The organism is Bosea sp. 29B (genome assembly GCF_902506165.1).
In the GTDB taxonomy this organism is placed as follows: Bacteria; Pseudomonadota; Alphaproteobacteria; order Rhizobiales; family Beijerinckiaceae; genus Allobosea.
The window spans coordinates 381,786-406,303 of record NZ_LR733817.1 but is presented as its reverse complement, the minus strand read 5'-3'; the positions used below and the strand labels follow the sequence as shown (position 1 = coordinate 406,303).

27 protein-coding genes, 1 tRNA gene and 3 pseudogenes are annotated in these 24,518 nt (G+C 65.6%); 5 read left to right on the top strand and 26 right to left on the bottom strand.

Features of this window, described 5'->3' with window-relative positions; translation table 11 throughout:
• From GV161_RS02110 to GV161_RS02085, 6 genes are all read right to left on the bottom strand, one after another.
• Positions 1 to 1,314, bottom strand: coding sequence for an MFS transporter (locus GV161_RS02110; RefSeq protein ID WP_244623867.1), 1,314 nt, complete (start codon positions 1,312 to 1,314; stop codon positions 1 to 3).
• A 46-nt stretch (positions 1,315 to 1,360) separates the two neighbouring features.
• Positions 1,361 to 1,759: a MarR family winged helix-turn-helix transcriptional regulator gene (locus tag GV161_RS02105; protein ID WP_152012074.1), complete on the bottom strand. Its 399-nt coding sequence runs from the start codon at positions 1,757 to 1,759 to the stop codon at positions 1,361 to 1,363.
• A gap of 198 nt (positions 1,760 to 1,957) precedes the next feature.
• Positions 1,958 to 2,455 carry a DUF1178 family protein gene (locus GV161_RS02100; protein WP_152012075.1) on the bottom strand — a complete coding sequence of 166 codons (498 nt, stop codon included), beginning with the start codon at positions 2,453 to 2,455 and terminating at the stop codon, positions 1,958 to 1,960.
• Positions 2,456 to 2,521: 66 nt separating this feature from the next.
• A complete protein-coding gene (locus GV161_RS02095) occupies positions 2,522 to 3,385 on the bottom strand; it encodes a carbon-nitrogen hydrolase family protein (protein ID WP_152012076.1) in 864 nt (287 codons plus the stop codon).
• A 13-nt stretch (positions 3,386 to 3,398) separates the two neighbouring features.
• Complete coding sequence (gene grxC, locus GV161_RS02090; protein WP_152012077.1) at positions 3,399 to 3,659, bottom strand: glutaredoxin 3; 261 nt, start codon at positions 3,657 to 3,659, stop codon at positions 3,399 to 3,401.
• Positions 3,660 to 3,704: 45 nt separating this feature from the next.
• Complete coding sequence (locus GV161_RS02085; RefSeq protein ID WP_152012466.1) at positions 3,705 to 4,460, bottom strand: ComF family protein; 756 nt, start codon at positions 4,458 to 4,460, stop codon at positions 3,705 to 3,707.
• 224 nt (positions 4,461 to 4,684) lie between these two features.
• On the opposite strand from GV161_RS02085, the gene GV161_RS02080 reads away from it, so the two are divergent.
• The 3 genes from GV161_RS02080 to GV161_RS02070 all read left to right on the top strand — a co-directional run bounded on the left by GV161_RS02080 (position 4,685) and on the right by GV161_RS02070 (position 6,425).
• Positions 4,685 to 5,803: an alkene reductase gene (locus GV161_RS02080; RefSeq protein ID WP_152012078.1), complete on the top strand. Its 1,119-nt coding sequence runs from the start codon at positions 4,685 to 4,687 to the stop codon at positions 5,801 to 5,803.
• A gap of 121 nt (positions 5,804 to 5,924) precedes the next feature.
• Positions 5,925 to 5,999 (top strand) — tRNA-Glu (locus tag GV161_RS02075).
• A gap of 84 nt (positions 6,000 to 6,083) precedes the next feature.
• Positions 6,084 to 6,425 (top strand): hypothetical protein, encoded by a 342-nt coding sequence (locus GV161_RS02070; protein ID WP_152012079.1) that lies wholly within the window; start codon positions 6,084 to 6,086, stop codon positions 6,423 to 6,425.
• A gap of 107 nt (positions 6,426 to 6,532) precedes the next feature.
• On the opposite strand, the gene GV161_RS02065 is transcribed toward GV161_RS02070, so the two are convergent.
• The 10 genes from GV161_RS02065 to GV161_RS02020 all read right to left on the bottom strand — a co-directional run bounded on the left by GV161_RS02065 (position 6,533) and on the right by GV161_RS02020 (position 15,850).
• Complete coding sequence (locus GV161_RS02065; RefSeq protein ID WP_193219472.1) at positions 6,533 to 6,715, bottom strand: hypothetical protein; 183 nt, start codon at positions 6,713 to 6,715, stop codon at positions 6,533 to 6,535.
• A 310-nt stretch (positions 6,716 to 7,025) separates the two neighbouring features.
• The gene (locus GV161_RS02060) at positions 7,026 to 7,814 is read right to left on the bottom strand and encodes an anti-sigma factor (RefSeq protein ID WP_244623868.1); all 789 of its coding nucleotides are present in this window, start codon (positions 7,812 to 7,814) and stop codon (positions 7,026 to 7,028) included.
• A gap of 8 nt (positions 7,815 to 7,822) precedes the next feature.
• Positions 7,823 to 8,356 (bottom strand): sigma-70 family RNA polymerase sigma factor, encoded by a 534-nt coding sequence (locus GV161_RS02055; protein ID WP_244623869.1) that lies wholly within the window; start codon positions 8,354 to 8,356, stop codon positions 7,823 to 7,825.
• 43 nt (positions 8,357 to 8,399) lie between these two features.
• On the bottom strand, positions 8,400 to 8,744 hold the full coding sequence (locus GV161_RS02050) for a cupredoxin family copper-binding protein (RefSeq protein WP_152012082.1): 345 nt from the start codon (positions 8,742 to 8,744) through the stop codon (positions 8,400 to 8,402).
• A gap of 29 nt (positions 8,745 to 8,773) precedes the next feature.
• The gene (locus GV161_RS02045) at positions 8,774 to 9,721 is read right to left on the bottom strand and encodes a metallophosphoesterase (RefSeq protein ID WP_152012083.1); all 948 of its coding nucleotides are present in this window, start codon (positions 9,719 to 9,721) and stop codon (positions 8,774 to 8,776) included.
• A 258-nt stretch (positions 9,722 to 9,979) separates the two neighbouring features.
• Positions 9,980 to 10,957 (bottom strand): spore coat protein U domain-containing protein, encoded by a 978-nt coding sequence (locus GV161_RS02040; protein WP_244623870.1) that lies wholly within the window; start codon positions 10,955 to 10,957, stop codon positions 9,980 to 9,982.
• Positions 10,948 to 13,368 (bottom strand): fimbria/pilus outer membrane usher protein, encoded by a 2,421-nt coding sequence (locus GV161_RS02035; RefSeq protein WP_159650102.1) that lies wholly within the window; start codon positions 13,366 to 13,368, stop codon positions 10,948 to 10,950. Before GV161_RS02035 ends, GV161_RS02040 begins: the two co-directional genes overlap by 10 nt.
• Positions 13,369 to 13,372: 4 nt before the next feature.
• A complete protein-coding gene (locus GV161_RS02030) occupies positions 13,373 to 14,089 on the bottom strand; it encodes a molecular chaperone (RefSeq protein ID WP_159650101.1) in 717 nt (238 codons plus the stop codon).
• Between the two features lie 118 nt (positions 14,090 to 14,207).
• Positions 14,208 to 14,675 carry a spore coat U domain-containing protein gene (locus GV161_RS02025; RefSeq protein ID WP_349236843.1) on the bottom strand — a complete coding sequence of 156 codons (468 nt, stop codon included), beginning with the start codon at positions 14,673 to 14,675 and terminating at the stop codon, positions 14,208 to 14,210.
• Positions 14,676 to 15,091: 416 nt separating this feature from the next.
• Positions 15,092 to 15,850, bottom strand: a complete 759-nt coding sequence (locus GV161_RS02020) for an alpha/beta hydrolase (protein ID WP_152012087.1) — start codon at positions 15,848 to 15,850, stop codon at positions 15,092 to 15,094.
• A gap of 137 nt (positions 15,851 to 15,987) precedes the next feature.
• Between GV161_RS02020 and GV161_RS02015 the strand changes: the two genes are divergently transcribed.
• A complete protein-coding gene (locus tag GV161_RS02015; protein ID WP_152012088.1) occupies positions 15,988 to 16,473 on the top strand; it encodes a MarR family transcriptional regulator in 486 nt (161 codons plus the stop codon).
• Between the two features lie 137 nt (positions 16,474 to 16,610).
• On the opposite strand, the pseudogene GV161_RS02010 reads toward GV161_RS02015, so the two are convergent.
• Together GV161_RS02010 and GV161_RS02005 are read right to left on the bottom strand one after the other, a co-directional pair.
• Positions 16,611 to 16,892, bottom strand: a pseudogene (locus tag GV161_RS02010) (LysR substrate-binding domain-containing protein); the annotation flags it as partial.
• A gap of 17 nt (positions 16,893 to 16,909) precedes the next feature.
• A pseudogene (locus GV161_RS02005) lies at positions 16,910 to 17,484 on the bottom strand (transposase); the annotation flags it as partial.
• 180 nt (positions 17,485 to 17,664) lie between these two features.
• On the opposite strand from GV161_RS02005, the pseudogene GV161_RS31055 reads away from it, so the two are divergent.
• Positions 17,665 to 17,754: pseudogene (locus GV161_RS31055) on the top strand (Ku protein); the annotation flags it as partial.
• Here GV161_RS31055 and GV161_RS01995 read toward each other — a convergent pair.
• From GV161_RS01995 to GV161_RS01960, 8 genes are all read right to left on the bottom strand, one after another.
• On the bottom strand, positions 17,730 to 17,882 hold the full coding sequence (locus GV161_RS01995; RefSeq protein ID WP_159650100.1) for a hypothetical protein: 153 nt from the start codon (positions 17,880 to 17,882) through the stop codon (positions 17,730 to 17,732). The pseudogene GV161_RS31055 and the gene GV161_RS01995 overlap by 25 nt on opposite strands.
• 76 nt (positions 17,883 to 17,958) lie before the next feature.
• The gene (locus tag GV161_RS01990; protein ID WP_100959541.1) at positions 17,959 to 18,408 is read right to left on the bottom strand and encodes an Rrf2 family transcriptional regulator; all 450 of its coding nucleotides are present in this window, start codon (positions 18,406 to 18,408) and stop codon (positions 17,959 to 17,961) included.
• Between the two features lie 105 nt (positions 18,409 to 18,513).
• Positions 18,514 to 18,978: a cupin domain-containing protein gene (locus GV161_RS01985; RefSeq protein ID WP_152012090.1), complete on the bottom strand. Its 465-nt coding sequence runs from the start codon at positions 18,976 to 18,978 to the stop codon at positions 18,514 to 18,516.
• Positions 18,971 to 20,095, bottom strand: coding sequence for a RuBisCO large subunit C-terminal-like domain-containing protein (locus tag GV161_RS01980; RefSeq protein ID WP_152012091.1), 1,125 nt, complete (start codon positions 20,093 to 20,095; stop codon positions 18,971 to 18,973). The genes GV161_RS01985 and GV161_RS01980 overlap by 8 nt, the downstream gene beginning before the upstream one ends.
• Positions 20,096 to 20,170: 75 nt before the next feature.
• Entirely contained in the window at positions 20,171 to 21,049 is an 879-nt protein-coding gene (locus GV161_RS01975) for an NADPH-dependent oxidoreductase (protein ID WP_152012092.1), read from the bottom strand.
• 50 nt (positions 21,050 to 21,099) lie between these two features.
• Positions 21,100 to 21,969, bottom strand: a complete 870-nt coding sequence (locus GV161_RS01970; RefSeq protein ID WP_152012093.1) for an ABC transporter permease subunit — start codon at positions 21,967 to 21,969, stop codon at positions 21,100 to 21,102.
• Entirely contained in the window at positions 21,966 to 22,754 is a 789-nt protein-coding gene (locus GV161_RS01965) for an ABC transporter ATP-binding protein (protein WP_244623871.1), read from the bottom strand. Before GV161_RS01965 ends, GV161_RS01970 begins: the two co-directional genes overlap by 4 nt.
• Positions 22,755 to 22,859: 105 nt before the next feature.
• A complete protein-coding gene (locus tag GV161_RS01960) occupies positions 22,860 to 23,888 on the bottom strand; it encodes an ABC transporter substrate-binding protein (RefSeq protein WP_152012095.1) in 1,029 nt (342 codons plus the stop codon).
• Positions 23,889 to 24,518: the final 630 nt, after the last annotated feature.

Below are 24,518 nucleotides of genomic sequence, written 5' to 3'. Positions count from 1 at the left end.
TCAGGCGGTGGCTGGGATCGGCTTGGGCTCGCCGCCGCGCATCATGATGCAGAAGCCGGCGGCGAAGAGACAGAGCGCGCCGGCAATGAAGAAGGCCGGCAGATAGCTGTCATAGACGGTGCGGCTGAAGCCGGCGCCATAGGCGGCGAAGGCAGCGCCGAGCTGGTGGCCGGTGAAGACCCAGCCGAAGACCAGTGTCGCCTTCTCGCCGAAGCGGTCGGCGGCGAGCTTGATCGTCGGCGGCACGGTCGCAACCCAGTCGAGCCCGTAGAAGATCGCGAAGATCGAGAGGCCGTAGAAGGAGAAGTCGGTGAAGGGCAGGAAGAGCAGCGAGAGCCCGCGCAGGCCGTAATACCAGAACAGCAGCCAGCGGCTGTCATAGCGGTCCGAGAGCCAGCCGGAGCCGACCGTGCCGAGGAAATCGAAGATACCGATCACGGCGAGCACGCTCGCCGCTGTCACCGCCGCCATGCCGTAGTCGCCGCAGAGCGAGACGAAATGGGTCTGCACCAGTCCGTTGGTGCTGGCGCCGCAGACGAAGAAGGTGCCGAACAGGATCCAGAAGGTGCTGGTCTTCGCCGCGTCACGCAGCGCCACGATCGGCGAGGCGAGCATCGCTCCGAGGCTGGCGGGTTGAGCAGGTGCCGGCACGATCTGCGTTGCGCCATAGGGGGCCAGGCCGACATCGACCGGCCGGTCGCGCATCAGAGCGAGGATGCCGATCGCCGCGAGCGCGATCATGCCGAGCACGAAGGTCATGGCGGCGCGCCAGCCGACCTGCTCGGTCAGGGCGGCGAGCAGCGGCAGGAAAACGAGCTGGCCGGTCGCGGTGCTGGCGGTGAGCAGGCCGACGACGAGGCCACGGCGCTGCACGAACCAGCGGGTCGCGACGGTGGCGCCGAGCACCATGGCGGTGAGGCCGGTGCCGAAGCCGAGCACGAAGCCCCAGAGCAGGACCAGCTGCCAGAGCTGCGTCATGAAGAAGGAGCCGATGATGCTCGCCGCGATCAGGCTGAGCGCCACCAGCGCGACTGGGCGGACGCCGAAGCGGTTCATGAAGGCTGCGGCGAAGGGCGCCATCAGCCCGAACAGCAAGAGGCGGATCGCCAGCGCCGAGGAAATCTCGGAGGTCGCCCAGCCGAACTCTTTCTGCAGCGGCAGGATCAGCACGCCCGGTGCGCCGACGGCCCCGGCGGTGACCAGCATGGTGAGGAAGGTCACTGCCGCGACGGCCCAGCCATAATGGATGCCGCGCCGGGCGAAGGTGGCGGCGAGGCCGACGGGTTGAACTGGTTCTGCGAGGTCGGTCGGCATGAGTGGCTCCCTTTTGCGGGTATATGCCCGCATATGCATGAGAAAATCAGAGTGAATCGAGCGCAACATGAAGCTGTCGCATGAATTCGACGCCGAGACGGTCGTCGAGGGACTTCTGGGCGCCATCCCAGAGGGGAGCGCCATCTTCCAGAACCTTGTGTCCGGCCTCAGTCAGCGCGACCGTGGCCTCGCGCTGGTCTTCGCCGCGGCCGAGTTCGACGAGACCCATCTTCTCGAGCACGCGGACATTGCGGCCGATGGTTGAGCGGTCGAGCTCGACTCGGCGGCCGAGCGCGGTCAGCGTCACCGGCTCGACCCGGGCGATCGAGCGCATCAGGCTGAATTGCGCGATGTTGACCCCGACCGGAGCGATCGTCTCGTCATAGAAGGCGATCATCCGGCGGGAAGCCGAGCGCAAGGTCGTGCAGATGCAGGGAACTGACATGGGTTGCGGGTATATGCCCGTGACAGAGCGAATGCAAGAGGTTGAATGTCGCTTGCCGGGTCTATTGAGCTCAACGTTCGTCATGCTCGCCCTTGTGGCGAGCATCCACGTCTTGAACACCGCACTGCGATCTATGAGGTGAAGACGTGGATGGCCGGGACAAGCCCGACCATGACGCAAAGGCGGATGGTGGAGCGCTCAGTTCCGCCCTTCGGGCAGGCGCGGCAGGGGCAGGAACTCGACGCCTTCCTCATGCAGCATCTGGGCGTCTTCGGCGCTGGCCTCGCCATAGATGGCGCGGCTTTCGCTCTCGCCGTGGTGAATCTTCAGCGCTTCCTCGGCGAAATTCTTGCCGACGGGCTCGGCGTTGGCGGCGACATGCTCGTGCAGTGCCGTCAGCATGGCGCGAAACGCCATCTCCTTCTCACCGATCAGCGCGGCGGGCTGGGTCGCGGGAACGGGGGAAGGAGCGGGGGCAGACGAGGGCGCGGTGACCTCCGGTGCAGCCCCTGCCGGCCGCGGGCCGCGATCCGTTCGGGCCACGGCCGGCGCCATCACGGCGCGCTCTACTTTGGCGCTGTCGCAGACCGGGCAGGTGACGAAGCCGCGATTCGCCTGCTCGTCGAAGCTGGCGGAACTCGCGAACCAGCTCTCGAACTCGTGGGCGTTGTCGCAGGTCAGGGTGTAACGGATCATTTCAACTCAAGGCCGGCGGTAACGGCAGCAGATAAGGACGCAGCCGTTCCGCGACAAGTTTCACGCTCATTCGGCCGCATCGAGCCGCGGCGCTTCGCTCTTGCGGGTCTCGACCGCGAAGGAGCGGGTGTGACGAAGCGTCGGGATGCGCTGGCGGGCGTCAGCAACCAGAGCAAGATCGATCTCGGCCATGATCAGCCCGGGCTCGTTGCCGGCCTCGGCGAGGACGCGGCCCCAGGGATCGACGATGATCGAATGGCCGTAGCTCTCGCGGCCGTCCTCGTGCAGGCCGCCCTGCGCCGCCGACATCATGAAGGCGCCGTTCTCGATGGCGCGGGCCCGCTGCAGCACCTGCCAATGCGCCTCGCCGGTCTGGCGGGTGAAGCAGGCCGGTGCGGTCAGCATGAAGGCGCCGGCCTCGGCCTCGGCGCGGTAGAGATAGGGGAAGCGGATATCATAGCAGATCGACATCCCGATCAGCCCCCAGGGCGTCTCGACCAGGCTCGCCCGGTCGCCGCCGGAGAAGGTGTTGGATTCGCGCCAGGTCTCGCCATTGGGCAGGTCGACATCGAAGAGATGGATCTTGTCGTAGCGCGCGGCGATCTCGCCGGTGGGATCGATCATATAGGCGCGGTTGGCGATCTTCTCGCCGGCCCTGACCGAGAGCGAGCCGACCTGCAGCCAGATCCTGGCCTCGCCCGCCGCGTCGCGCAGTCCGGCCAGCACCTCGTGCTTGTCCTCACTCTGGCTGGTCTCGCGTAGGACCTTGGTGTCGCGCTCGCAGAGATTGGTGACCTCCGGCGTCTGGACGAATTGCGCCCCGGCCGCCGCTGCCTCGCGGATCAGGCGGACCGCATCGTCGCGATTGCGCCGGGGATCGCGCGTCGAGCGCATCTGGACGCAGGCGGCGGTAAAGCGTGGCGCGGTCATCGGCTCGTCTCCTTCAGGCTGCCTTCAGCAGCGGGTCGAGCTCGCCGCGCGCATCGAGCGCGTGCAAATCGTCGGAACCGCCGACATGGCGCTCGCCGATGAAGATCTGCGGCACCGAGGTCCGCCCGCCGGCCTTCGCCGTCATCTCCTGGCGCAGCTCCGGCTTGCCGTCGACGCCGACCTCCTCGAAGGCGACGCCCTTCTTTGTCAGCAGCGCCTTGGCGGCATGGCAATAGGGGCACCAGCCCGTGGTGTAGATCGTGACCTGCGGCATCAGCCTATCCCGAAAGACGAGTTCGCTTTGTAATATAGGGAGCCGTCACGCTTCCGTCACGACCCGGGCGAAGGTCAGCACGTCGACCGCGCTCGCCCCGCCGCGCAGCAAGGCGCGCGAAGCGGCGTTGACGGTCGAGCCGGTGGTCAGCACGTCGTCGACGAGCAGGATACGCCGGCCCTCGACCAGCGGGCGCATGGCGGGCAGCACCTTGAAGGCGCCCTGGAGATTGTCGGCGCGCTGGGCCTTGGTCAGCCCGACCTGCTGCTTCGTCCGCTTGACGCGGGCAAGCGCCTGCGGCGCGCAAGGGCGACCCGATTGCCGGGAAATCGTTGCGGCCAGCGCCGCCGCTTGGTTGAAGCGCCGCGTCCACAGGCGGAAGCGATGCAGCGGCACCGGCACGATCAGGTCTGCGTCGGAGATCAGCTCGCGGCCGGCCTGCACCGTCATCCGTCCGAGCATCAGGGCAAGCTCGGCCCGGTCGCCATATTTCAGTCGGTGCACCAGCTCGCGCGCCGTGCCGTCGAAGCGGCAGGCGGCGCGGGCGCGGGCGAAGACCGGTGGATCGGCGATCGCGGCCGGCGAGATCAGCCCCGGTCCGAGATCGACTTCGAAGGGCGTGCCGAGCCGCTCGCAATAGGGCCGCTCGATCAGGCCGAGCCCGGCCCAGCACTGGGCACACAAGCCCTGCGCCTCGCTCGTGGCAGCCCGGCAGCCGACGCATGAAGGTGGGTAAACCAGGCCGACGGCGCTGGTGACGCCCGCCCGCAGCCAGCCTCCTCCGCGCTGCAGCCAGCGCATGGAGAGGGTTTTTTCCGCCTCTTCGGGATTTTCGGAAAGGCTCATGCGCGGCGGCTGCCGTGAAGAGAGCATCTTCGCTTTCTCGTGAGCGGGGTGGGGCAGCCCCTGCCAATCCCTGCCATCTGGCCTATCTTCCTTGCGACGGCTCCGGCCCGCCTGACGGCGGCTGGCGCCATGGATGCCTCCCTCGGCCCCGCGGCCGCCTCGCGACAAGGATCGCCACGATGAGTCATGCCTCCCCCGCCAAGCTGTTCACGCCGTTCCGCCTCGGCGATCTCGAGTTGAAGAACCGCGTCGTGATGGCGCCTTTGACCCGCAACCGCGCCAACAAGCACGATGATGCGCCGAACGCGCTCAATGTCGAGTACTACCGCCAGCGCGCCGGCGCCGGGCTGATCATCACCGAGGCGACGCAGATCTCGCAGCAGGGCCAGGGCTATATCTGGACGCCGGGCATCTACCAGGATGCGCAGGTCGCCGGCTGGAAGGCGGTGACCGATGCCGTGCACGAGGCCGGCGGGCGGATCATCGCGCAGCTCTGGCATGTCGGGCGCGTCAGCCATGTCTCGCTGCAGCCGGGCAACCAGGCACCGGTCGCGCCCTCGGCCGTGCTGGCCAAGACCAAGACCTATATCGAGAGCGGCTTCGCCGAGGTGTCCGAGCCGCGCGCGCTCGCGCTCGACGAAATCCCCGGCATCGTCGCCGATTTCGTCCGGGCGGCCGAGAATGCCAAGGCGGCCGGCTTCGACGGCATCGAATTGCACGGCGCCCATGGCTATCTGCTCGACCAGTTCCTGCGCGACGGCTCGAACCAGCGGCAGGACGCCTATGGCGGCTCGATCGAGAACCGCGTCCGGCTGACGCTGGAAGTGGTCGATGCGGTGAGCAAGGTGTTCCCGAAGGAGCGCATCGGCATCCGCATCTCGCCAGTGAGCCCGGCCAATGATTCCCGCGATTCCGACCCGCAGGCGCTGTTCGGCCATCTCGTCGGCGAACTCGACAAGCGCGGCATCGCCTTTATCCACGTCGTCGAGGGCGCGACGCGCGATGCGCGCGACTATCTGCCCTTCGACTACCTGGCGCTGCGCAAGGCCTTCCGCGGCGCCTATATCGCCAATAACGGCTTCACCCGCGAACTCGCGATCGAGACGGTGGAGAAGGGCGAAGCGGACCTCATCGCCTTCGGCCGGCTCTTCATCGCCAATCCCGACCTGCCGGAGCGGCTGAAGCTCGACGCCCCGCTCAACACGCCGGATGTCGCGACCTTCTATGGTGGCGATGCCAAGGGCTATACCGATTATCCGGCGCTGGCGCAGGCAGAACGTTCGCACGCCGCCGGCTGAGGCGAGAAGGAAAGCTCCTGCGGGCGGTGCTTCATCCTGCCCGCAGGTTTTTCGCCTTCGGCTGCACGGAAGGGCTTGCAGCGCGGGCCGGTGCCGATTATACGGACGGCCTTGCCGCGCTGCTCCCATCGTCTAGCGGTCAGGACGTCGCCCTCTCACGGCGAAAACTGGGGTTCGATTCCCCATGGGAGCGCCAGCAAAATCAAGCACTTAGGCTTGATCCCGGCGCCAAGCCACACAGACGTGCCACATAGCCGCGGAAGCAGGCGCCGTTTCGGACTTGGTCGTTTGCGGTCTTGCGTTCCTGTTATGTGGCTGCCGCACCACCGCCGAGCTTGAGGCCGAGCGCGACGCAAAGTTCCAAACGCTCGTCGGCGGCACCATGGCTGATTTCATGCGGCGCACCAGCCTGACGCCCTCCGACATGTATCCGACGAGCTCGGGACGCACGTTCGTCGTCTATGGCCCAGCCAGCACGATCATCGTGCCAGGCCGCGGCTTCGTGCCGACCGTGGCCGCGCATCGACAGTGCAAGATGCTGGTCGAAACCATCGATGCCGACGGCAAGGGGAGTGCGGATAGTTGGCACGTGTCACTGATCACACGAAGCGGGCCCTGCTGATTTAGCTCCAGGAATGCTTAGAGCCGCGTCACCTTGCCATGGTTCCCAGCTGCCGTCTGGAACGTCCGCTCCTGGCGCGCTTTTGGACTTCGACGAAAGCATTGAGGTCAACGGGGATCAGCGAGCCGAGTCTCCCAGGACTCAGAGAGCAGCGCGGCCACGGTGATCAAGCCGAGCGGCGCGGCAGGGTGGCATGCCCCGGCCAATTCGCAGGTCGCCTTGTAATTCCAGAAGGAATTCGGGTTGAATCGCGGATAGATCATCAGCACGCGGCAGCGTTCAGTCGACATGTCATCTTCCCTGCTTGCGCCGAGCGAGCGGCGGGCGATGAAGGGCTCGCAAAGGTCCGAGCCTGCAGCCACGACAATGTAACCCTTTCAGGACCTGTTGTCTTGGAAGAGGTAGGTTCACGCTATGCCGTGCATAGCCGATGCCGGAAGTCGCCAGCGCGATTTCCATAATAAAACAATGAGTTACCTGAATTTTTCTGTCCTTTGGCGATATCCAAAGAATTGGCGATACGACACAATTGGGGGAAGATTCGCTGGTGGGCGCGGCGATTTCAGCGAATCTTTTTGGGGTAATCCTGAGGATCGAAACTCAGCCCGCCGCGGTAGCTTCCCGGAAGCGGCTGACGAAATCTTCAAGGGTGGCGTGATCGGTGTCCGACACGGCCCAATAGAAGAATGCGCCGTCGGCCCAGCGGACCAGGGAGAAGCCGCCGGCGGAACGCTCCATTGCAACCGGCATCCATGCGGTTCCGCTATCCCGCGGCGCGGCCACGAGGGTGATCAGATGCTCGCGGTGCTTGTAGACGAGCGCCGGGAGCGGCCTGCTCCCGATCACTTCGACACGGCCGCCCAAGAGTGAAAAGCCGCCCTTCGCCAGGTCCGGGGCACCAGGCGACAGGCCGATGCGGGCGTCGAGCCAAGGCTTGACCGTGTGGCGATCCGACGAGGCGACATCGACCGGGCTTGCGGCGAGCAGGCTGCGGCGGTGGCTGCTGGCGATGGCTGCGACGAAGCTGTCGGGCGCATCGCGCGTCACCACCCATTGGGTCAGTCCGCTTGCCAGAACCGCGGTGACGAGGATCGACGCCGCCATGGCACGCCAGCCGATCGAACCGAAGCGAGGGCGACCCGGCTGCGCTGGCCTCTCGGGACGAGCGCCCAGTGCGGCGATGCGAGCCTGAAATGCGCTGCTGATTTCGGGGCGGGGCAGATTGCGGACAGCAGTCTGCACGGCGGCAATGCGCGCGTGCTCGACCGCGAGCGCGGGATCGTCAGCCAGCCGCCGCTCCAGGGCCAGGGTCGTAGCGGCATCGAGTTCGCCATCGACCAGAGCGTGAAGCAGCAGCCGCAGATCCGTGGGGTCGGACGGCAAGTGCATGCTGTCTCTCATCGGGCACCCCCGAGTTCCGCCATCAGCAATCCGCGCGCCCGCGACAGCCGCGACATCACCGTGCCGAGCGGCAGATGGAGCATCGCCGCGATCTCCCGGTAGCTGAGGCCGTTGATGTCCCGCAGCACGAGAACCTCGCGAAAAGAATGCGGCAGCATCGTGATCGCAGCCTCCAGCGCGGCCGTGTCCGCCTTGGCGATCAAGGCGGCCTCCGGCGTATCGGCCCCCGTTTCGGCATTCGCGGCCAAGGCGTCGAGATCGGCCAGATCGCCAACGGCGACGATGCGGCGCGGGTGGTTGCGGGCAAGCCAGGCATAGGAGGTATTGCGCACGATCGTCAGTAGCCAGGCCCGCGCATTGCCGCCCGCATAGCTCGCCAGCCCCTTATGCGCCTTCAGACAGGCCTCCTGCACCACATCCTCGGCATCGTCGACATTGCCGGTCAGCCAGCGGGCAAGTGCCAGGGCGTCGGCGAGGTAGGGTAAGACCACCTCGCCGAAGCGTTCCGCCGAAGCCTTGTCGCCTAACACCGGTGCATCATCCGGTTCTCCGGAACGGCCCGCTCGATACAACTCACGGCGTGACGGTGATCGTACCCTGCATATGCGGATGAAGAGAGCAGAAATAGGGAAAATCGCCGGGTTTTGTGAAGGTGAAAACGAAAGCATCGCCGGTGTCGAGCACCTTGGACCGGAATGAATTATCGCTAGCGACGACGGTATGGGGAATGTCGTCGCCATTCTCGAATGTCACGGTCGTCCCGACCTTCACGGTGAGCAACTTGGGGCCAAAGGTGAAATTGTCGATCCTGACATGCGCGGCATCCGCGGCCCAAAGCGGGGACCGCGCCAGGGCGATGATGCCAAGACAGACGAAAGCGGAGGCAAGCCGCCGGCGGCTGAGGCTTATGCGGATCATTGAAGGCATCCTTCCATGCGATGCGAGGCTCAGGCCCCGGCCAGCGTGCTGTCGATGATCGCGAGATCCTGCTTGCCCCGCTTCACAGCGACCTGGGTGATGCCGAGGAGGCTGCGCAGCTGGCCGGCCGGCACAGTCATCGGCCCGGGCGATGGCGCGGTGCCAGGCGCCGGCTGCGGGAAGGCGGTCGAGAGGGCAGTGTGGAAGGTGACGTTGCCCTCCACCTTCTGCATGATCTGATGGATATGGCCGTTGAGCACGGTGACCGAGCCGAAGCGCCTGAGTAGGGCAAGCGCCTGCGCCGCATCGTCGGTGCCCCAACCCCATTCCGGATAGACCGCCCAGAGCGGAATATGGGCGAAGACGACGATGGGCGTAGAGGTGCTCAGCGCCTTCAGGTCGTCGGCGAGCCAGGCGAGCTGGTCGGCTCCGAGATTGCCGAGCCCTCCGGCCTTCAGGTTGACGACATTGACCAGGCCGATGAAGTGCACGCCGTTCTGGTCGAAGGAATACCAGCCGGCGCCGCGGGTGCCCGCCCCATAGCGGTCGAGATAGGCCCGCCCGTTGCTCTCGTCGATGATGTCGTGCTCGCCGGGCACATAGTGCACGTCGAGCGCGGCGCCGCCGATGATCTGTCCGGCCGCATCGAACTGCGCGGCCGTGGACAGATGGGTGATGTCGCCGGTGTGGATCATGAAGGAGGGCTTTTCAGGCAGCGCCCGAACCCTGCCGATCGCCTCCTGCAAGGTGTCGATGGCATGCGGATTGGCAGCCTTGTCGAAGCCGACATGACTGTCCGAGATTTGCAGGAAGGTGAACCCTGCCGCCGCCTCGGCTGCGTTGGCTTCGCCCAGCAGGCCTGGCGAGACGGGCACACCGCCCGAGATCGTCCAGAGCACGCCGGTGCCCGCCCAGATCATGCATTCGAGGGCATGCCGGCGGTCGATAGGCTCGTCATTATTACCGTGCTGGGTCATGTCGATCTCCTGCGCTGCCGCCAATGGCAGATGCTGAGGAGAGCGAGAGAGCGGCGGGTTTATTCCCACCCCTGCCGCATCACATGTTCACAGAGGCGTGAGGAAGCCGGCGTGCTTTCGGTCGTGCCTTTACGGCGCTTCAGAGGTCCGCTTCCGGGCGTGGCGCCAGCTTCCGCTTCTGGCGCATTCAGACCCTTGACGGGTACTCGGCGGGCTAATGAGCGTCTGAGAAAGGTCAGCGCAAAGCCGCTGCAATTTTCAGTAGGTGACCGTCGCTTGAATCGTGTCGGCGTATGGCCCCGGCGATGGTGTGGCCTGGGCCGGGACCCGTCCGTAGACATGGCTCGTCTGCGCCAGACCGGAGCCAATGCCCGTCAATGTATCGAGGCCGAGCGTGCTGCCGAAGGGTTGGCTTCGCGCGACATCCCGATAGAGCCCGTAGGTGATCGTCTCCGCTCCCTTCGTCATGCGCCTCGTCGTTGGATTCGTCGCACCCGACAAGCCGCCGTTCAGGCCGATCTGATAGGCGGTGCCATTCGTGCAGGTCGGCGCCAGGGTCGTGAACGCGTCCTGCGGCGCGGCCAGTACGCCGACCGAGCCGAAATTGAGATCGCTTGTCGTCACCCGGCAGGTCGCCGGCACGTTCGCGCTGACCGTGAAGCTGGTCGACTGGACCACGGTGAGGAGCTCGCAGCCGAGCAGGAAGGACAGGAGCCCGTAGCGGATCCGGGCATCGGTGCCGGCGAAGCTGCTGGAGTAGGTGACGGGCGCCGCGGTAGCCTGGCCGCTGTAGACACGGCCATAGATGGTGACGCTCCGGCTGCCGGTGCCAGATACGGACAAGGTCAGGTTGAAGCCGACCGCCGAAGCCCCGCCCGCAGGCCAGGCTCCCGATCCCCAGGGCACGCTGGCTGCCGCATCGGAGAACAGGCCGTAGTGCAACTGGTTGACGCCGTTCGTCAGGGTCCGGTTCGCCGCGCTGGCGCCGCCGCCGGTCCCGGGCCCGAGTTCGATGCAGACCCCGACCGGCAGGAGCGCCGACCCCGTGCACGAGACTGTCGCAGTGGCCGTTCCATTCACCTGGGCATTGGCGGTGACATCGACGTCACCGAAAACCAGGGGCGTGATGTTCAGCGAGCAGGATTGCGCGGCGGCCCGCGGGCTTGCCAGCAGGCTGCCGGCCGCGATCAGCATGCCCCACAGGCAGAGCGCCAGAACGCGGGAGCCTATCGGCATCGCACCGGTCCGATCGAGACTTGCGTATAGGCACGCGGGACAAAGGAGAAGCGGGCCTTGCAGCTCCCCGTCTCCAGCTTGACGAGGACTTCGTTGTCGGCCGCGAGATTCTCGATGAACGCGCGGCCGTCATAGCCGATGACGAATTCCGGTCCTGCCGCGCTCGTGCCCTTGAGTCCCGGCTGAACGGCGCCTGTCGCCCCGACCCGGATTGGCTGGCCAGCCGCATCCTGAAGGATGACGATCGCCGAATTGCTGGTCGACCTGACGCCAAAGTCGACCACCACGCCGGCACGATCGGAGGGTGCTCGCACCTCGACCGTGGTTTCCGAGAGGGCATCGATCGGGAGGCCGCGCGGGTCGATCGAGATCTTGTTCGGCTGGTAGGACCGCAAGCCTGGGACGAGCGCGTTGCCGGACGCGTTGGTGCGCGCGACCACCCTGTTCTCGAAGAGCACATCCACGTCAGGCGCGCCGACCTTCGCCACGGCGAAGGCGTCGTCGATCCGATTGGCGGCGAAGATGCTGCCTCCGGCCATGGCGATCGCCCCATCGAGTTGCACGGTGCCCGAGAACCCCGACGCGCCCTGCGCGGCGCCCGCCTCGATCAGCCCGGCACTTCCGCGATAGGCGATCGAAGCCGAGCGTCGCTTCTGTCCGTCTTGACCCTCGACGTTGCGTATGCGCCAGCCCACGCTGCCGATCTCCTGATCGACGGGCTTGTAGACGTCGGCAGCCAGGGACCAGCCCGATCCGACGCGATTGGCGCCGGCGGAGGAGGTGATGTTGGTCCCGAACGGAAATGACAGCCCGGCAAAAACGCCTGCGGAGCTGCGATCTGCCAAATCCGTATAGGCGATCGCGTAGAAAGAGCCTCCGCCCCAAAGCGGGCGCGTATAGCTCACATTGACGATCCGGTTGGCACGGCCGACCGCCGGCTTCACATGGGCAACGCCGAGGCTGATGGCCCCACCCAGAGCCGGTATCGGCAGGCTGACCGAAGCCCTGTCGAGGGCGTGCGGCGGCAGCAGCGTTCGCTCCCAGTTGGTCCCGGTCTGTGCCGTCGAGGCCGCCGAGGCGACGTAGTTGCCATAACCGTTGGCGAACTGAGTCCCGCTGACGGAGGCGAGGTCCCTGTAGGCTCCAAAGGTCCTTTGGGATGCCGCCATCAGGGAGACACCCCAGAGCTGGGTCTCGAAAGAGACATAGGACTGGCCGCCGAGTTGCCCGTCCCGCCAGCTCCCCGCGCCGGCCGCCGTCAGCACACCATATCGACCGAGCCCGAAGACCCCGCCGAGACTTCCCGTGCCAAGCCCCTTTGCCCCTTCGGCATGAGCCACGACCGTCATCATGTCGGTGATGCCGTAGCGCCCGCTCGCCGAGCCCGCGATGCCCTCGTCGTAGATGCTGGACCGCAGCCCGTATTGCAGGCGCGGCAGGCCGATTTCCGCAGAGAAGTCGAAGAGGCCGGGCCGCAGCAGATTGCTGGACACCACGAAGGGCAAGCTCGACTCACTCTGGCGGCCCGAGGCGTCCCGAACCACGACACTGGCATTGCCGTTGCCGGTGAGAATCGGAATATTGGTGATGCGGAACGGCCCGCTGCCGACGTCCTGCGAGATCGTCTTCGTTCCGTTGACGAAGATGTCGACCGTCGAAGGAACCGCAGCCGAGCCGGTGACGCCGGGAAGCGGAAGCGTGATCAGATCCGGGCGCAGCCCGAAGTTGCGCTGCACCTGCAAGCCGCCGAGGCGAACCGGCCGGGTCCAGGCGAGGCCGCTCGAGATCAGATCGCCAGCGCGGTAGCTCACCAGGCTGCCGGGATCCGAATAGGTCCAGCTCGTCTCGAGGCGAAGTGCGTCCGTCCCGCCGCCGGCCAGTGACTGGTCGCTGAGGATTCCGGTCTGCGAGAAGACGCCGACCGGGCTGAAGAGCCGGGCATCGAGGGTCGCCGACAGCGTGGGATAACGCCAGAAGCTGCGGAACTGCTTGTCTTCCGACGTTCCGAACAGCGTGTAGTTGAGCACCGCGCCGATGCTGCTGCGTTCCGGAGCCGGTCCGGGTACGGTGCCGGGCTGCAGGTCGTAGGTCTTGGGCAGGCGGCCATCAGGCGGCAGCTTGATGTCGATGCGCTGCGCGGGCTCGTCGTAATGGAAGCTCACGCCCGGGATCGCGCCGAGCGCAACCTCGTCCTCGACCTTGAAGCTCGCGGGAACCCTGATCCCGAGCTCCTCGAGTTCCTTGCGGGCCGCCAGGATCTCGCCGCGCTGGTTCTGCCGGAATGCGCCGATCAGCCCGATCGACTGACCGTTGAGAAGAACGTCCAGGTGCAAGCTGCGGTCCCGAGCGTCTTCGCCGCGGGCCGGCACAGCCGTCCACCACGCTGATCCAAGCGCCAGCGTCAGCACCATGAGCTTACCGGCCCGCTGACATCGGCAGCGTTGCATTGAACGGACCTGCCTCCGTCAGCCCGGAAATCGTGAAGTGAGCGCCCGATTTCGAGCCTGGCTGTGAGGGGAGAACCCACTGCATCGCGGAATGGCCGAGGGAATAGCCGAGCAATCCCTTGTTGACCGCGACCACTTTCCCGGCCCCGTCGCGAACCGTCACAGCGGCGAGCCTGACCCGGCGATCGCCGCTGTTCGCCGCGCCGATCGCCAGGCTTTTCCCGTGTTGGCTCGCCGACCACGTCAGCGATGCCGGCGATGCGGAGCGATCCGTGAAAAAGACGGGAATGACATGGCGCATGACCAGCGCAACGGTTCCCGGCGTTCGGTTCGGTTTGGGCAACTCATCCACGACCAGCCGAAAGGCCGCCTCGCCGCCGGCCGGGCCGCCGGTTACCCGGACGACGCGCACCATGTAGTCTTGGCGGGAGCGCAATTGCACGACGGGCGGGCTGGCGACGACCTCGTCCGTCGGCTCGAGCCGTTCTGTTCCGTCACGTTGGATCCAGCGGAAAACCCGGACCTGCGCCGTGATCGGCTCGACATCGGTGTTGCGCAGGGTGATCGTTGCTGCGTTCCCCGGGGTCGGAAGGTCCAGCAGCACGGGAGTCACCTGCAGCGACGCCGCATCTGCCATTCCGGCGACCAGGGCCGCGAGGGCCGTGCCGATTGCCGTGCTTCTCATCCTGCCCTCCTCCTGGTCCTGGCAAAGCGGAGGCGATCGGCGCCGCGCAAGCAGCGTCGTCCAGCCTCTCGGTTGCCTCATGAAGCGATCGTCAGCAGGCCGGCGGCTCTGGCCGTCGTCAGTAGGTGACCGTCACCGTGATGGTGTCGGTGTAGAGCGCAGGCGCGGGCGTGGTCTGTGCAGGCACCCGGCCGTAGACGGTATAGTTCTGCACTGCCCCGTTGCCGACGCCCGCGACGGTGTCGCTACCCGCCGTCGAGCCCCAGTTCTGCGTGCGGCCAGTGTCGCGGAAAAGCGAATAGTTGATCAGTCCGCCCGCCCCAGCCATCTGGCGGGTCGTGACTGAGCCGCCGTTCACACCCTGGTTGAAGCCGACCGTGTAGGGAGTCGACGTGGTGCATTGCACGCTGATCGTACTCGTCGAATCAATATTCGCGGACAAGACGCCAGCATTGCCGAAATTCAGATCCGAAGCGCTGGCGACGATGCAGTTCGCCTGGATATTGATCTGAACTTGGAAGTTCCCGGTAGCAGTCGCTGCCTCGGTTCCGCCAGAGGTAATTGTACACATTAAAAGCGCAGACAAGAGTCTTATTCTTGCCATGGCCAAATTCCTCATACAGGATTGGCGAATTGAAATCTCACAGAAGAAAGATTACGCTTCCACGGTTAACGAGCTGTTAATCACCTAAAACCATGGCATGCTGAGATGCAAAAGTTTTCGTTTTCCAGCTCAAACTCGCACTAGCGAGCAGCAACCTGGTGTCACCGGTGTCGCCTCTATGAGCCTGCACGCTTCAGGCACTCCTAGAGGCCCCTTTCAGGGAAGGGATCGACTTCCGCTGCTGGCGCGGGCGTGCCGTTGAGGCCTAGTCGCAATCCCAAAATTGTACGCCGTGCAGCGACGTCGTCGAATCTGTTAGCGGGCCCTTTCGGGCCCGCTTTTGTTGTTCTGGCTGGTGCCGGGCTGGGTTGCTACCGGTCCGGTCGCCTGGTTGTCGTTTACTTGGCCGCGGTGGCCTTTTCGATGAACTCCGCGACGACCTTTGGCCTGGAGACGTAGAGGGCGTGGCTGCCCTTTGTCTCGACGACGGTGGCGCCGGCGCGCTTGGCCATCTGGCGCTGGGCCGGGGGCGGGATCATGCGGTCGTCGCTGGCGACGAGGTAGAAGGCGGGCTTGACCTTCCAGGCCGGGGAGGTGACGGCGCCCCCGGCGGCCGCGACGCCCCAAGGCACCTGCGAGTCGGCCATGAAGGCGGCGGTCCTGGCGTCGACGTCGGCGGCGAAGGCGGCGGCGAACTTGGCCTTGTCGAGCGCGAGGAAGCCGTCGACCGGCGCCAGGATCGGCGGGACGGACGCGCCTGGAGGCGGGTTGGCGATCAGCGAGGAGACCGACTCGCCGGCATCCGGCGCGAAGGCGGCGATGTAGACCACCGACTTCACCTTCGGATCAGTGCCGGCCTCGCTGACCACGCCGCCGCCATAGGAGTGGCCGACGAGCACGACCAGACCGTCCTGCTGGGCGATGGCGCGCTTGGTGAAGGCAACGTCGTCGGCGAGCGAGGTCGTCGGGTTCTGGACGATGGTGACCGTGTAGCCCTTGGCCTTCAGGGCAGTGTAGACGCCCTGCCAGCCGGAGCCGTCGACGAAGCCGCCATGGACGAGGACGACGTTCTTCACGGCAGGCGCAGCCTGGGCCGGGATGGCAGTGACGGTGGCGGAGAGGGCGAAGGTCGCGGCGGCGATCAGGGACTTGGTCATGGCGGGCTCCTTTCGTTGATCTATCTGCAATAATAATTATCGCAATATGCATCTTCATAGGAGCCACTTCGGACTTGTAAAGCAGTTTCTTTATCGCGATATCATTTTTCTCGACACAGGCCGATTCCGGAGCCGCCATGACCGACGCCCCTGCCCCGCCGACGCTGCCGCTCGACGGTCAACTCTGTTTCTCGATCTATTCGGCGTCGCTGGCGATCCAGCGCGTCTACAAGCCGATGCTCGATGCGATGGGCGTGACCTATACGCAGTATCTCGTGCTCAGCGCGCTCTGGGAGAGAGACGGGCTGACGATCAGCGCGATCGGCGAGCGCCTGGCGCTCGAGCCGAGCACGATCACGCCCGCGGTCAAGCGCCTCGAGGCGGCCGGCTTCCTCGGCCGCCGGCGCAGCACCGTCGACGAGCGTCTGGTCGAGGTTCATCTCACCGAGAAGGGCAGGGAACTCCACCCGAAGACCGGCTGCCTCACCAATGCGCTGCTGCGCCATTCCGGCTTCGAGATCCCCCAGATGATCGCGCTCAACAGAAGCGTCCAGGGGCTGCGACAGGGCATGCGCGAGGCGGTGGGCCTAGACGAAGCCGCGAAAGCCAGCGCTCACGACTGAATCCGCGATGGCTTTAGTAGAGGTCCGCTCCCTGTTGGTGATGATGTCGAGTTCGACGGTGTTGACGACGCTCCAAGGCCTTCGCCTATGCAGTCACAGAAGCCAGGCATCGTGTGCTCCTTAAGTCGCACGGATGGCTAGCCAAGACTGCCAGCAAATCTTTCCGCAAGCCGCTGGCGTCGAACCGCATCCGCGACGAAATCGACAAAGACGCGGGTCTTTGATGGGAGCAGCGTGCGGCTCGCGTAGTAGATCGAGATCGGCCCCTCGTCGATGTACCACTGTGGCAGCAGGCGGACGAGCGCGCCGCTCTCCAAATGCGGCAGCACATGGCACACAGCGCTCAAGGTCACGCCGAGACCGAGCAGCGCCGCGCGACAGGTCGCTTCCGGGTCGTCGAGAACGATCGTCTCCTTGAGCATGACCGGAATCGCGGTGCCTTGACCCGGCGCTTGGGCGTCTTGTTCCTGAGCTGCAAGCCTAACTCATTGTAGATCCTTCGAATCCGCTTTTGATTGACATGCCAGCCCTCGCGCCGCAGCAGGACGTCGACGCGGCGATAGCCATAGCGAACGCGGGTCTCGCAGATCGCCTTGATCCGGGCTGCCAAGGGGGCCTGGTCGGGCCGGCATGATTTGTAGTGGTAGCTCGAGGTGTCGAACTCCAGGACCGCACAGGCCCGCCGGATCGACACCTGCCACTCGCCACACATCGCGCCGACAAGCTCGCGCTTGCGACCAGGCCTCAGAGCTTTCGGCGAATGACGTCCTGCAGCATCTCGCGGTCCAGGGCGAAGTCGGCGACGAGCTTGCGCAGCTTCGCGTTCTCGTCCTCGAGCTGCTTCAGCCGGCGCATCTCGGCCGGCAGAAGCCCGTCGTACTTCTTCTTCCAATTGAAATAGGTCGCCTGGCTGATTCCAGCCCGCCGGCAGATCTCCGCCACCGGAATCCCGTCTGCGCCCTGCTTCAGGATGAACGCTTTCTGCGCGTCCGAGAACTTCGAATCCTTCATCGTCTTCCGCTCCTCCCAGCCCAAGGGAAACGACGCGGAAACTCTAACCCAAAGCGGTCCAGTCTTAAGGGCTCAGATCACCATCAGCATCGCCACCAAGTTCCTCCGCGGAGAGCAATCACCTATCCACCCTAGGGGACATCCACGGCACCGCGCGCTGTTTGGAAAGGCGTCCTCAAGATTGCCGAGGTGACATGTCCGGTAGCGCTGTACACGGCAGCGTCGACCGCCGAACGAATTTCGTTTCACACGCTCAACCGCAAGACGGGCAGGCCGGCGCGCTCGCCGTCATGCGAGGCGGTAATGATGCTGACCGCGCCCGCGACATTGCGCATCACCGCCTTGAACGCGTCGGAATGGATATCGGCGGCGACGGGCGGGGCGAACTGTTGATTCATGATTTCACCGGAGTGCGGTTTCCGCTCCGATCGAAAATAGGTTCTTGTGATAATTTGTCTACTAAAGAAATAGATTTTAGATCGCGAAGTCGATCTCGGGCTTGTGGGCTGCGGCGCGGCCGACGAGATCGGCGATCGTCGTGTTGTCGACGACCGCCGCCATGGCGTCGCGGACCTCCCGCATCACCCCGCGGACGACGCAGGCTTCGATGTCTCCGCAATCCTGGCACGGCTTGAACGCCGATTGGCTGGCGCAGTCGATCGGCGCGATCGGCCCTTCCAGGGCCCGAATGACGGCTCCAACCTTGATGGTCCGGGCCGGTTTCGCCAGCGCGTAGCCACCGCCCGGACCCTTCTTGCTGCGCAGCATGCCGGCATTGCGCAGATCCAGCAGGATCGCGTCGAGAAACTTCTTCGAGATGTTGTTGCGCTGGGCGATCTCGGCGATCTGGGCGGTCTCGCCGGCATCGAGCCGGGCGAGGTGGACCATGGCCTTGATGCCGTATTTGCCCTTGTTGGTCAGCACTGCCCGTCCCCCGCTTAGAAGTACAGTATATCGATCTATTTTGCGGGAACTGCAAGCGAGGGCGATTATAGGGACGTTGCCCGGCGATGGCGCTTCGGCTGCGGCTCAGCCGTCGAGGAAGGCAGCGATCTCCGGCGAGGCGCGCAAGGTCGCGAGTTCCTCCGGCGTCGGCAGAGCCGGGCGGTCGCGGGTGGCATCGACGAGGCAAAGGAAGCCGAGCGGTTCGTCGGGCGCGGCCTTGAACTGGTGCCAGGTCCAGCCGGGGATGGTGACGAGATCGAGCGGGCCGATCTCACTCACCTGCGAGCCGACGAGACAGCGGCCACGACCGCGCACGATCATCACGCCATGGACATGGCCGTGGCGCTCCAATGTGGTGTGACCGCCCGGCCCGACCTCGAAATAGCGCAGCTCGCCGGCAAGATCGGATCGCGAGAACAGGATCTGGCGCGAGACGTCGCGGAAGGGTGCATCGCCATCCTGCTTGTAGGCGAGTCGTTCAACACCCTGCCAGGCGAAGCCGTCTTCATGCCGGCGCAGGTTGGGAGCATCCTTGGTCGTGTCAGGCATGGGTTTGTGCCAGGGCTTGTGCTTGCGAGTGCTGATGGACCGTGGCGACGAACGCGGCCGTGGCCTCGCTCAATCTGTCGCCCTCGGCGAGCAGGTTGCCGCCGATCAGCAGCATGACGTCGCGGCCGTAGAAGTCGAGCATCTCCGGCACACGCGCCACGCTCATGCCGCCGGCCGGTACCGGAGCGATCGCTGCGAGCCCGGGCTCCGGCGCGAGCGCAGCTTGCGCGATGCGCTGGCACGTCTCGGCGGAATAGCCGAAGCGGCCGCCATGATTGGGGAAGATCACCGCATCGATGCCGGCGAGCCGCCAGAGCCTGGTCAGGCAGGCCGGGTCTATCCGCGCCGCGCCGGCCAGGCTGGGATGGGCGAGCAAGGCGATATCGGGATAGTCCCGCCTGAGCCGCTGGACATTGGCGAGGCCGAGGATCGCCGGCGCCACCATCGCTGTGTCGAGGCCTTCCTGTGCGAGGATGCGCAACTGCTCGCGCACGGCGTCGAGGTTGCCGGAGAGGCTCGGGACATAGCGGGTCGGATGGCCGGTCCGCGTGGTGGCGCGGCGCACCGCGGCGGCACAGGCCGAAACGCGCTGCGGGAACGGGCTGTAGGCTTGCGTCGCCAGCCCGTGATCGTCCTTGACGTAGTCGATGCCGCCGAGCGCGAAGGCTTCGGCCAGGCGCGCCAGCTCCTCCGGTGGCAGTCCTTGTGGTTTGAGGGCCGAGCAGGTCAGAGCGCGCCCTGTGGCGCCGACGCGCTGACGCAGGCCGTCGAGCCCGAACTGCGGGCCATCGCCGAACGCGGTGCGCAGATCGGGCGGCAAGGCGACGTCGGCGAGCGTGAGGTCATCATGCAGCGAGGAATTGCCGAACAGCATGTTGAGGAGCTGTCCGGTATCGTCGCCCACCGTGGCGGCAGAGAGCAGGATGCGGATCGCATGCAGGCCGCTGCCCTTGGGCTCGACCGCGACGACACGGCCCAGAATCTCGCCGAGGACGAAGGGATCGTCGACCGCCTCGGGTGGCATCTCGATGCTCTGCTCGACGGCGATCGCCCTGGCGCGCGCCTGGGCATCCTCGGGCGAGCCGCGCAGGTGATAGGTGACTTCGATCCAGCTCATCGTCGATCCCGCTGAGGCGGGGCTCCGCCATTCCGTTTCACACCACCATTATAGCGCTGCCGTCGCGGAGGCACCTCAGCGCAGCATGAAGCCGAGTGCAGCCAGCGCATCGCGCATGCGGTCGCGCCCGCTCAGCGATTGCGGCCCGGCGACCCGGGCGAGCGCCTGCCGCGACCACGGCACCTGCGGGATCTTCTGCTCGCTCTGGAAGCCCTGGATCGCTCCGTCATAGGCCGCAACCGGCTCAGGCGCGTAGCCGGCCCCGTATTGCTCGCGATGGAGGACAAGGGCGGGCGAGAGGCGCGGCTTGATGCCGGTGACCACCTCGGGAGCGGGATAGCCGACGCAGAGGCCGAAGACGGGGAACACCTTCGGCGGCAGGCCGAGCTCGTTTGCCACCCTTTCGGGATCGTTGCGCAGGGCGCCGATGTAGACCGTGCCGAGGCCGAGGCTCTCGGCGGCCAGCACGGCGTTCTGCGCCGCCAGCGCCGCATCGATGATCGCGACGAACAGCGTCTCGATATAGTCGAGAGCCTCGACTGCATGCTCACGCGCGGCACCAAGCGCGCCCAGCCGATTGAGATCGGCGAGGAAGACCAGCAGGGTCGGGGCCTGCAGGATGTGCTTCTGGTTGCCGGTGACCTCGGCGAGCCGCGCCTTGCGGGCGGGATCGGAAACGGCGACCACGCTCCAGGCCTGCAGATTGGAGGAGCTGGCGGCGGACTGCCCTGCTGCGACCAGCGTCTCGATCGTGCCGTCCGGCAGCGGATCGGGCTTGTAGGAGCGCACTGAGCGATGCGCCAGGATCTGGCCGATGACCTCGTTCCAATGCGCAGGCTCTGGCTGACCCTCGGCGCGATAGCGCGCCCGCAACAAGGCCTTCGAATCGTCTCCGGCGGAGGCCTCGGAGATTGCGGAGCGAGGAGTGTCGGCGAAGTGCAGGGCAGCGGTCATGGATGGAGATCCGTGCAGGAAGGCGTGGGTCAAAGCGAGCGACAGCGGCATCAGCGGGCCATGCCCCAGCGCCGGATCGTCGCCTTCTCGATTGCGGCGAAGACGAGATTCTCGACGACAAGGCCGATCAGGATCACCAGCAGCAGGCCGGCGAAGACCTTGTCGGTGTAGAGCTCGTTGCGGTTCTGGAAGATGTACCAGCCGAGGCCGCCGCGGCCCGAGGAGGCGCCGAAGACCAGCTCGGCGGCGATCAGAGTGCGCCAGGCGAAGGCCCAGCCGATCTTGAGGCCGGACAGGATCGCGGGCAGCGCCGCCGGCACCAGGATGCCGAAGACGTAGCGCAGGCCATTGAGCCCGTAATTGCGGCCGGCCATGCGCAGCGTGTCCGGCACGCCCTGGAAGCCGGCGAAGGTATTGAGCGCAACCGGCCAGAGCACCGAATGGATCAGCACGAAGATCAGGCTGCCCGAGCCCAGGCCGAACCAGAGCAATGCCAAGGGCAGCAAGGCGATCGCCGGCAGCGGGTTGAACATCGCGGTCAGGGTCGAGAGCAGGTCGCGGCCAACTTGAGTCGAGATGGCGAGTGTCGTCAGCAGGAAGGCGAGCGTCAGCCCGGCAGCATAGCCCTGCGCCAGCACGATCAGCGAGAGCCGGGCGCGCTCGATCAATTCGCCGCTCGCCAGCCCTTCGACCAGCGCCTGCACCGTGGCGAGGAAAGTCGGGAGCAGGAGCTCGTTGTCCTGCCAGCGCGCCAGCGCCTCCCAGAGCAGGGCGAGCACGACGAGGATCAGGCCCTTGCGCAGCCAGCCCTGCCCGGCGAGGCGCTCGAGCAATGGGCGTGGGCGTTCGACTATGGTTGCGATGAAGGGCGGCAGCGGTTGGTCATATTCCGGCCGGATCGGCGGCTGGGCGAGGCTCATGGCTTCGCCTCTTCTGCACCGGCGTGTTCATGCTCGAAGAGCCGCTCATGCAGGCGCCGGACGGCGGCCTGGAATGGTGCGCCGCCGATGCTCGCGAGATCGAATTCGTGGCTGTTGAACTCGGCCCGCAGCCGGCCGGGATGCGGTGACAGCACCGCGACGCGGTTGCCGACGATCAGCGCCTCCTCGATCGAATGGGTGACGAAGAGCAGGGTGAAGCGGACCTCGTCCCAGAGCGCCAGCAACTCCTCCTGCATCCGGCGCCTGGTCAGCGCGTCGAGCGCGGCGAAGGGCTCATCCATCAGGAGGATGCTGGGCTGCATGGCGAGTGCGCGGGCGATGGCGACGCGCTGCTTCATGCCGCCGGAGAGCTGGTGCGGATAGCTGTCGGCGAATTTGGCGAGCCCGACCTTCTCGACATAGTGCCGCGCACGCTCCAGCGCCTCGCGGCGCGGAAGCGTGCGCGAGGCCGTCAGCGGGAAGGCGACGTTCTGGAGCACGGTCTTCCAGGGCGGGAGCTGGTCGAACTCCTGGAAGACGACGATGCGGTCGGGCCCCGGCCCGCTGACCGGCCGGCCTCCGAGCCTGATCTCGCCCTCGACCGGGGCGATGAAGCCGGCGACCGCCTTGAGCAGGGTCGACTTGCCGCAGCCGGACGGGCCGAGCAGCACGAAGCGGTCGGCCTCGTAGACGTCGAAGCCGACCCGGTGGGTGGCGCGCACGATCGTCTCGGCCGTGCGGTATTCGAGGCTGACGCCGTCGACCTGGAGGAGCGGAGCTAGCAAGACAGGCGAAGCCTGTCCTTCGCCGGCTGGAGCAGCCGCGCGAGCGGGCAGGGGCAGCGGACCGCCCTGCGGTCGTCTCTCGGCGACGAGCGTCATGGCCGGGGCTCAGCTGCCCGCAGCGATGCGCGGATCGGTGAAGAAATAGTCCGACAGCGCCTTGGGCTCGTTCTTGATCGCGCCGACGCGATGCAGGAACTGGCCGAGGCCGAGCGTGTTCTGCGGCTCGACCTTGAAGGTCACCTCGGGATTCCTGATGACCTGGAGCAGCAGCTTGCGGTCGCCCTTGCCGCCATTGGCCTTGAGATAGATGTCGGCCGCCTGCTCGGGATTGTTGGTGATGAACTTCGCGGCTTCGTCTAGCGCGTCGAGGAAGGCGCGATAGGTCTTCGGCGCCTCCTTGTAGAACTTCTCGGTGCCGTAGAGCACGGTCGAGGAGGCCGGCCCGCCCTGGACGTCATAGGATTTGAGCACGATGTGGGCGTTCGGGTTCTCGGCCAGTTCCTGTTCCTGGAAGGGCGGATTGCCGAAATGGCCGGTGATCTCGGTGCCGCCCTTGATGATCGCGGCGGCGGCCTCGGGATGGGGCAGGGCGACGCTGATCTTGTCGAGCTTCGCAAATTCCTTGTCGCCCCAGAGCTTGGCCGAGGCCCATTGCAGGATGCGCGACTGCACGGAGACGCCGACCGCGGGCAGGGCGATCCTGTCCTTGTCGGTGAAGTCGGCGATCGTCTTCACATTCGGATTGTTGCTGACGAGGTAGTAGGGGAAGTTGCCGAGCGAGGCGACGCCCCTGACGTTCTGCTTGCCCTCGGTGCGGTCCCACAGCGTGAAGAGCGGGCCGACACCGGCGCTGGCGATCTCGATCGAGTTCGAGAGCAGCGCGTCGTTCACCGCGGCTCCGCCGGAGAGCTGGGTGAACTCGACCTTGATGTCGACGCCGGTCGCCTTGCCGTGCTTCTCGATCAGCTTCTGTTCGGCGGCGACATCGAGGAGCAGGTAGACGACGCCGAACTGCTTGGCGATGCGCAATTGGCCCTCGGCGGCGGAGGCCGCACCGGAGAGGCTGAAGAACAGTGCCGTGCCGACCATCAAGGTCGCCGCCTGCCGGCGCGACAGCTTCTTCCAAATCGCCATGTCGAACTCCTGAAAACACTGCGCTGACCTGTGCTCAAGACCGCGCTGATCCATGGCTGAGCTTGCGATCCGATGGGCCAAGCGTCAACGAGAATGTTCTTTTTGAAGAACAATCTGAGACAGGTTGTTTATTGCCGCTAGGGCCCTGGATAAAGCAAATTCGTCTTAATCAGGTTAAATTGGCACCATCTTGCCGAATTGAGGCGCGGCTCCCGGCCGCGATTTGTAAGGTGTCGTTCTTTCTGAGAAACGCTTCTTCGGATTACGGCGATTCCTGCCGCGGTTTGGTCGGTCGGTGATACGACGGAGGCAGAACAAGCTGAGGCGCCGCAAAAGGCTCGGATAGGAAGTCAATTAAATTAATGGATTAAATAATTTGATCGACGCGGAGATTCATTCTCCCGGATTGAGGGCCATCGCGCTCGCTGTTCTCTCTGCCGAAAGCCATGGAGTCGTCTTGCAGAATGTCACGAAAATTGCTCCGGAGTGAGGTGGGTTTGCGGAAATTTTTCTCATTGTCGCCGTTTCTTAAAAAGAACATTCCATTTGACATAAGGAACGATCTTTTGAATAATCCATTGATATTGTGAGTTATTTTGCTGGCTCCGCGTCCGTTCGCGAGCGCTCACA

What these genes read in the sequence shown, in the direction of transcription:
- GV161_RS02095 (WP_152012076.1), bottom strand. Translation starts at nt 3,385, where the DNA reads ATGACCGCGCCACGCTTTACCGCCGCCTGCGTCCAGATGCGCTCGACG.
- grxC (WP_152012077.1), bottom strand. Translation starts at nt 3,659, where the DNA reads ATGCCGCAGGTCACGATCTACACCACGGGCTGGTGCCCCTATTGCCAT.
- GV161_RS02020 (WP_152012087.1), bottom strand. Translation starts at nt 15,850, where the DNA reads ATGACCAAGTCCCTGATCGCCGCCGCGACCTTCGCCCTCTCCGCCACC.
- GV161_RS02040 (WP_244623870.1), bottom strand. Translation starts at nt 10,957, where the DNA reads ATGCCGATAGGCTCCCGCGTTCTGGCGCTCTGCCTGTGGGGCATGCTG.
- GV161_RS02050 (WP_152012082.1), bottom strand. Translation starts at nt 8,744, where the DNA reads ATGATCCGCATAAGCCTCAGCCGCCGGCGGCTTGCCTCCGCTTTCGTC.
- GV161_RS02110 (WP_244623867.1), bottom strand. Translation starts at nt 1,314, where the DNA reads ATGCCGACCGACCTCGCAGAACCAGTTCAACCCGTCGGCCTCGCCGCC.
- GV161_RS01980 (WP_152012091.1), bottom strand. Translation starts at nt 20,095, where the DNA reads ATGAGCTGGATCGAAGTCACCTATCACCTGCGCGGCTCGCCCGAGGAT.
- GV161_RS02035 (WP_159650102.1), bottom strand. Translation starts at nt 13,368, where the DNA reads ATGGTGCTGACGCTGGCGCTTGGATCAGCGTGGTGGACGGCTGTGCCG.
- GV161_RS02060 (WP_244623868.1), bottom strand. Translation starts at nt 7,814, where the DNA reads ATGCACTTGCCGTCCGACCCCACGGATCTGCGGCTGCTGCTTCACGCT.
- GV161_RS01975 (WP_152012092.1), bottom strand. Translation starts at nt 21,049, where the DNA reads ATGACCGCTGCCCTGCACTTCGCCGACACTCCTCGCTCCGCAATCTCC.
- GV161_RS02100 (WP_152012075.1), bottom strand. Translation starts at nt 2,455, where the DNA reads ATGATCCGTTACACCCTGACCTGCGACAACGCCCACGAGTTCGAGAGC.
- GV161_RS01995 (WP_159650100.1), bottom strand. Translation starts at nt 17,882, where the DNA reads ATGAATCAACAGTTCGCCCCGCCCGTCGCCGCCGATATCCATTCCGAC.
- GV161_RS02045 (WP_152012083.1), bottom strand. Translation starts at nt 9,721, where the DNA reads ATGACCCAGCACGGTAATAATGACGAGCCTATCGACCGCCGGCATGCC.
- GV161_RS02080 (WP_152012078.1), top strand. Translation starts at nt 4,685, where the DNA reads ATGAGTCATGCCTCCCCCGCCAAGCTGTTCACGCCGTTCCGCCTCGGC.
- GV161_RS02065 (WP_193219472.1), bottom strand. Translation starts at nt 6,715, where the DNA reads ATGTCGACTGAACGCTGCCGCGTGCTGATGATCTATCCGCGATTCAAC.
- GV161_RS01970 (WP_152012093.1), bottom strand. Translation starts at nt 21,969, where the DNA reads ATGAGCCTCGCCCAGCCGCCGATCCGGCCGGAATATGACCAACCGCTG.
- GV161_RS01985 (WP_152012090.1), bottom strand. Translation starts at nt 18,978, where the DNA reads ATGCCTGACACGACCAAGGATGCTCCCAACCTGCGCCGGCATGAAGAC.
- GV161_RS02030 (WP_159650101.1), bottom strand. Translation starts at nt 14,089, where the DNA reads ATGAGAAGCACGGCAATCGGCACGGCCCTCGCGGCCCTGGTCGCCGGA.
- GV161_RS02085 (WP_152012466.1), bottom strand. Translation starts at nt 4,460, where the DNA reads ATGCGCTGGCTGCAGCGCGGAGGAGGCTGGCTGCGGGCGGGCGTCACC.
- GV161_RS02015 (WP_152012088.1), top strand. Translation starts at nt 15,988, where the DNA reads ATGACCGACGCCCCTGCCCCGCCGACGCTGCCGCTCGACGGTCAACTC.
- GV161_RS02105 (WP_152012074.1), bottom strand. Translation starts at nt 1,759, where the DNA reads ATGTCAGTTCCCTGCATCTGCACGACCTTGCGCTCGGCTTCCCGCCGG.
- GV161_RS01960 (WP_152012095.1), bottom strand. Translation starts at nt 23,888, where the DNA reads ATGGCGATTTGGAAGAAGCTGTCGCGCCGGCAGGCGGCGACCTTGATG.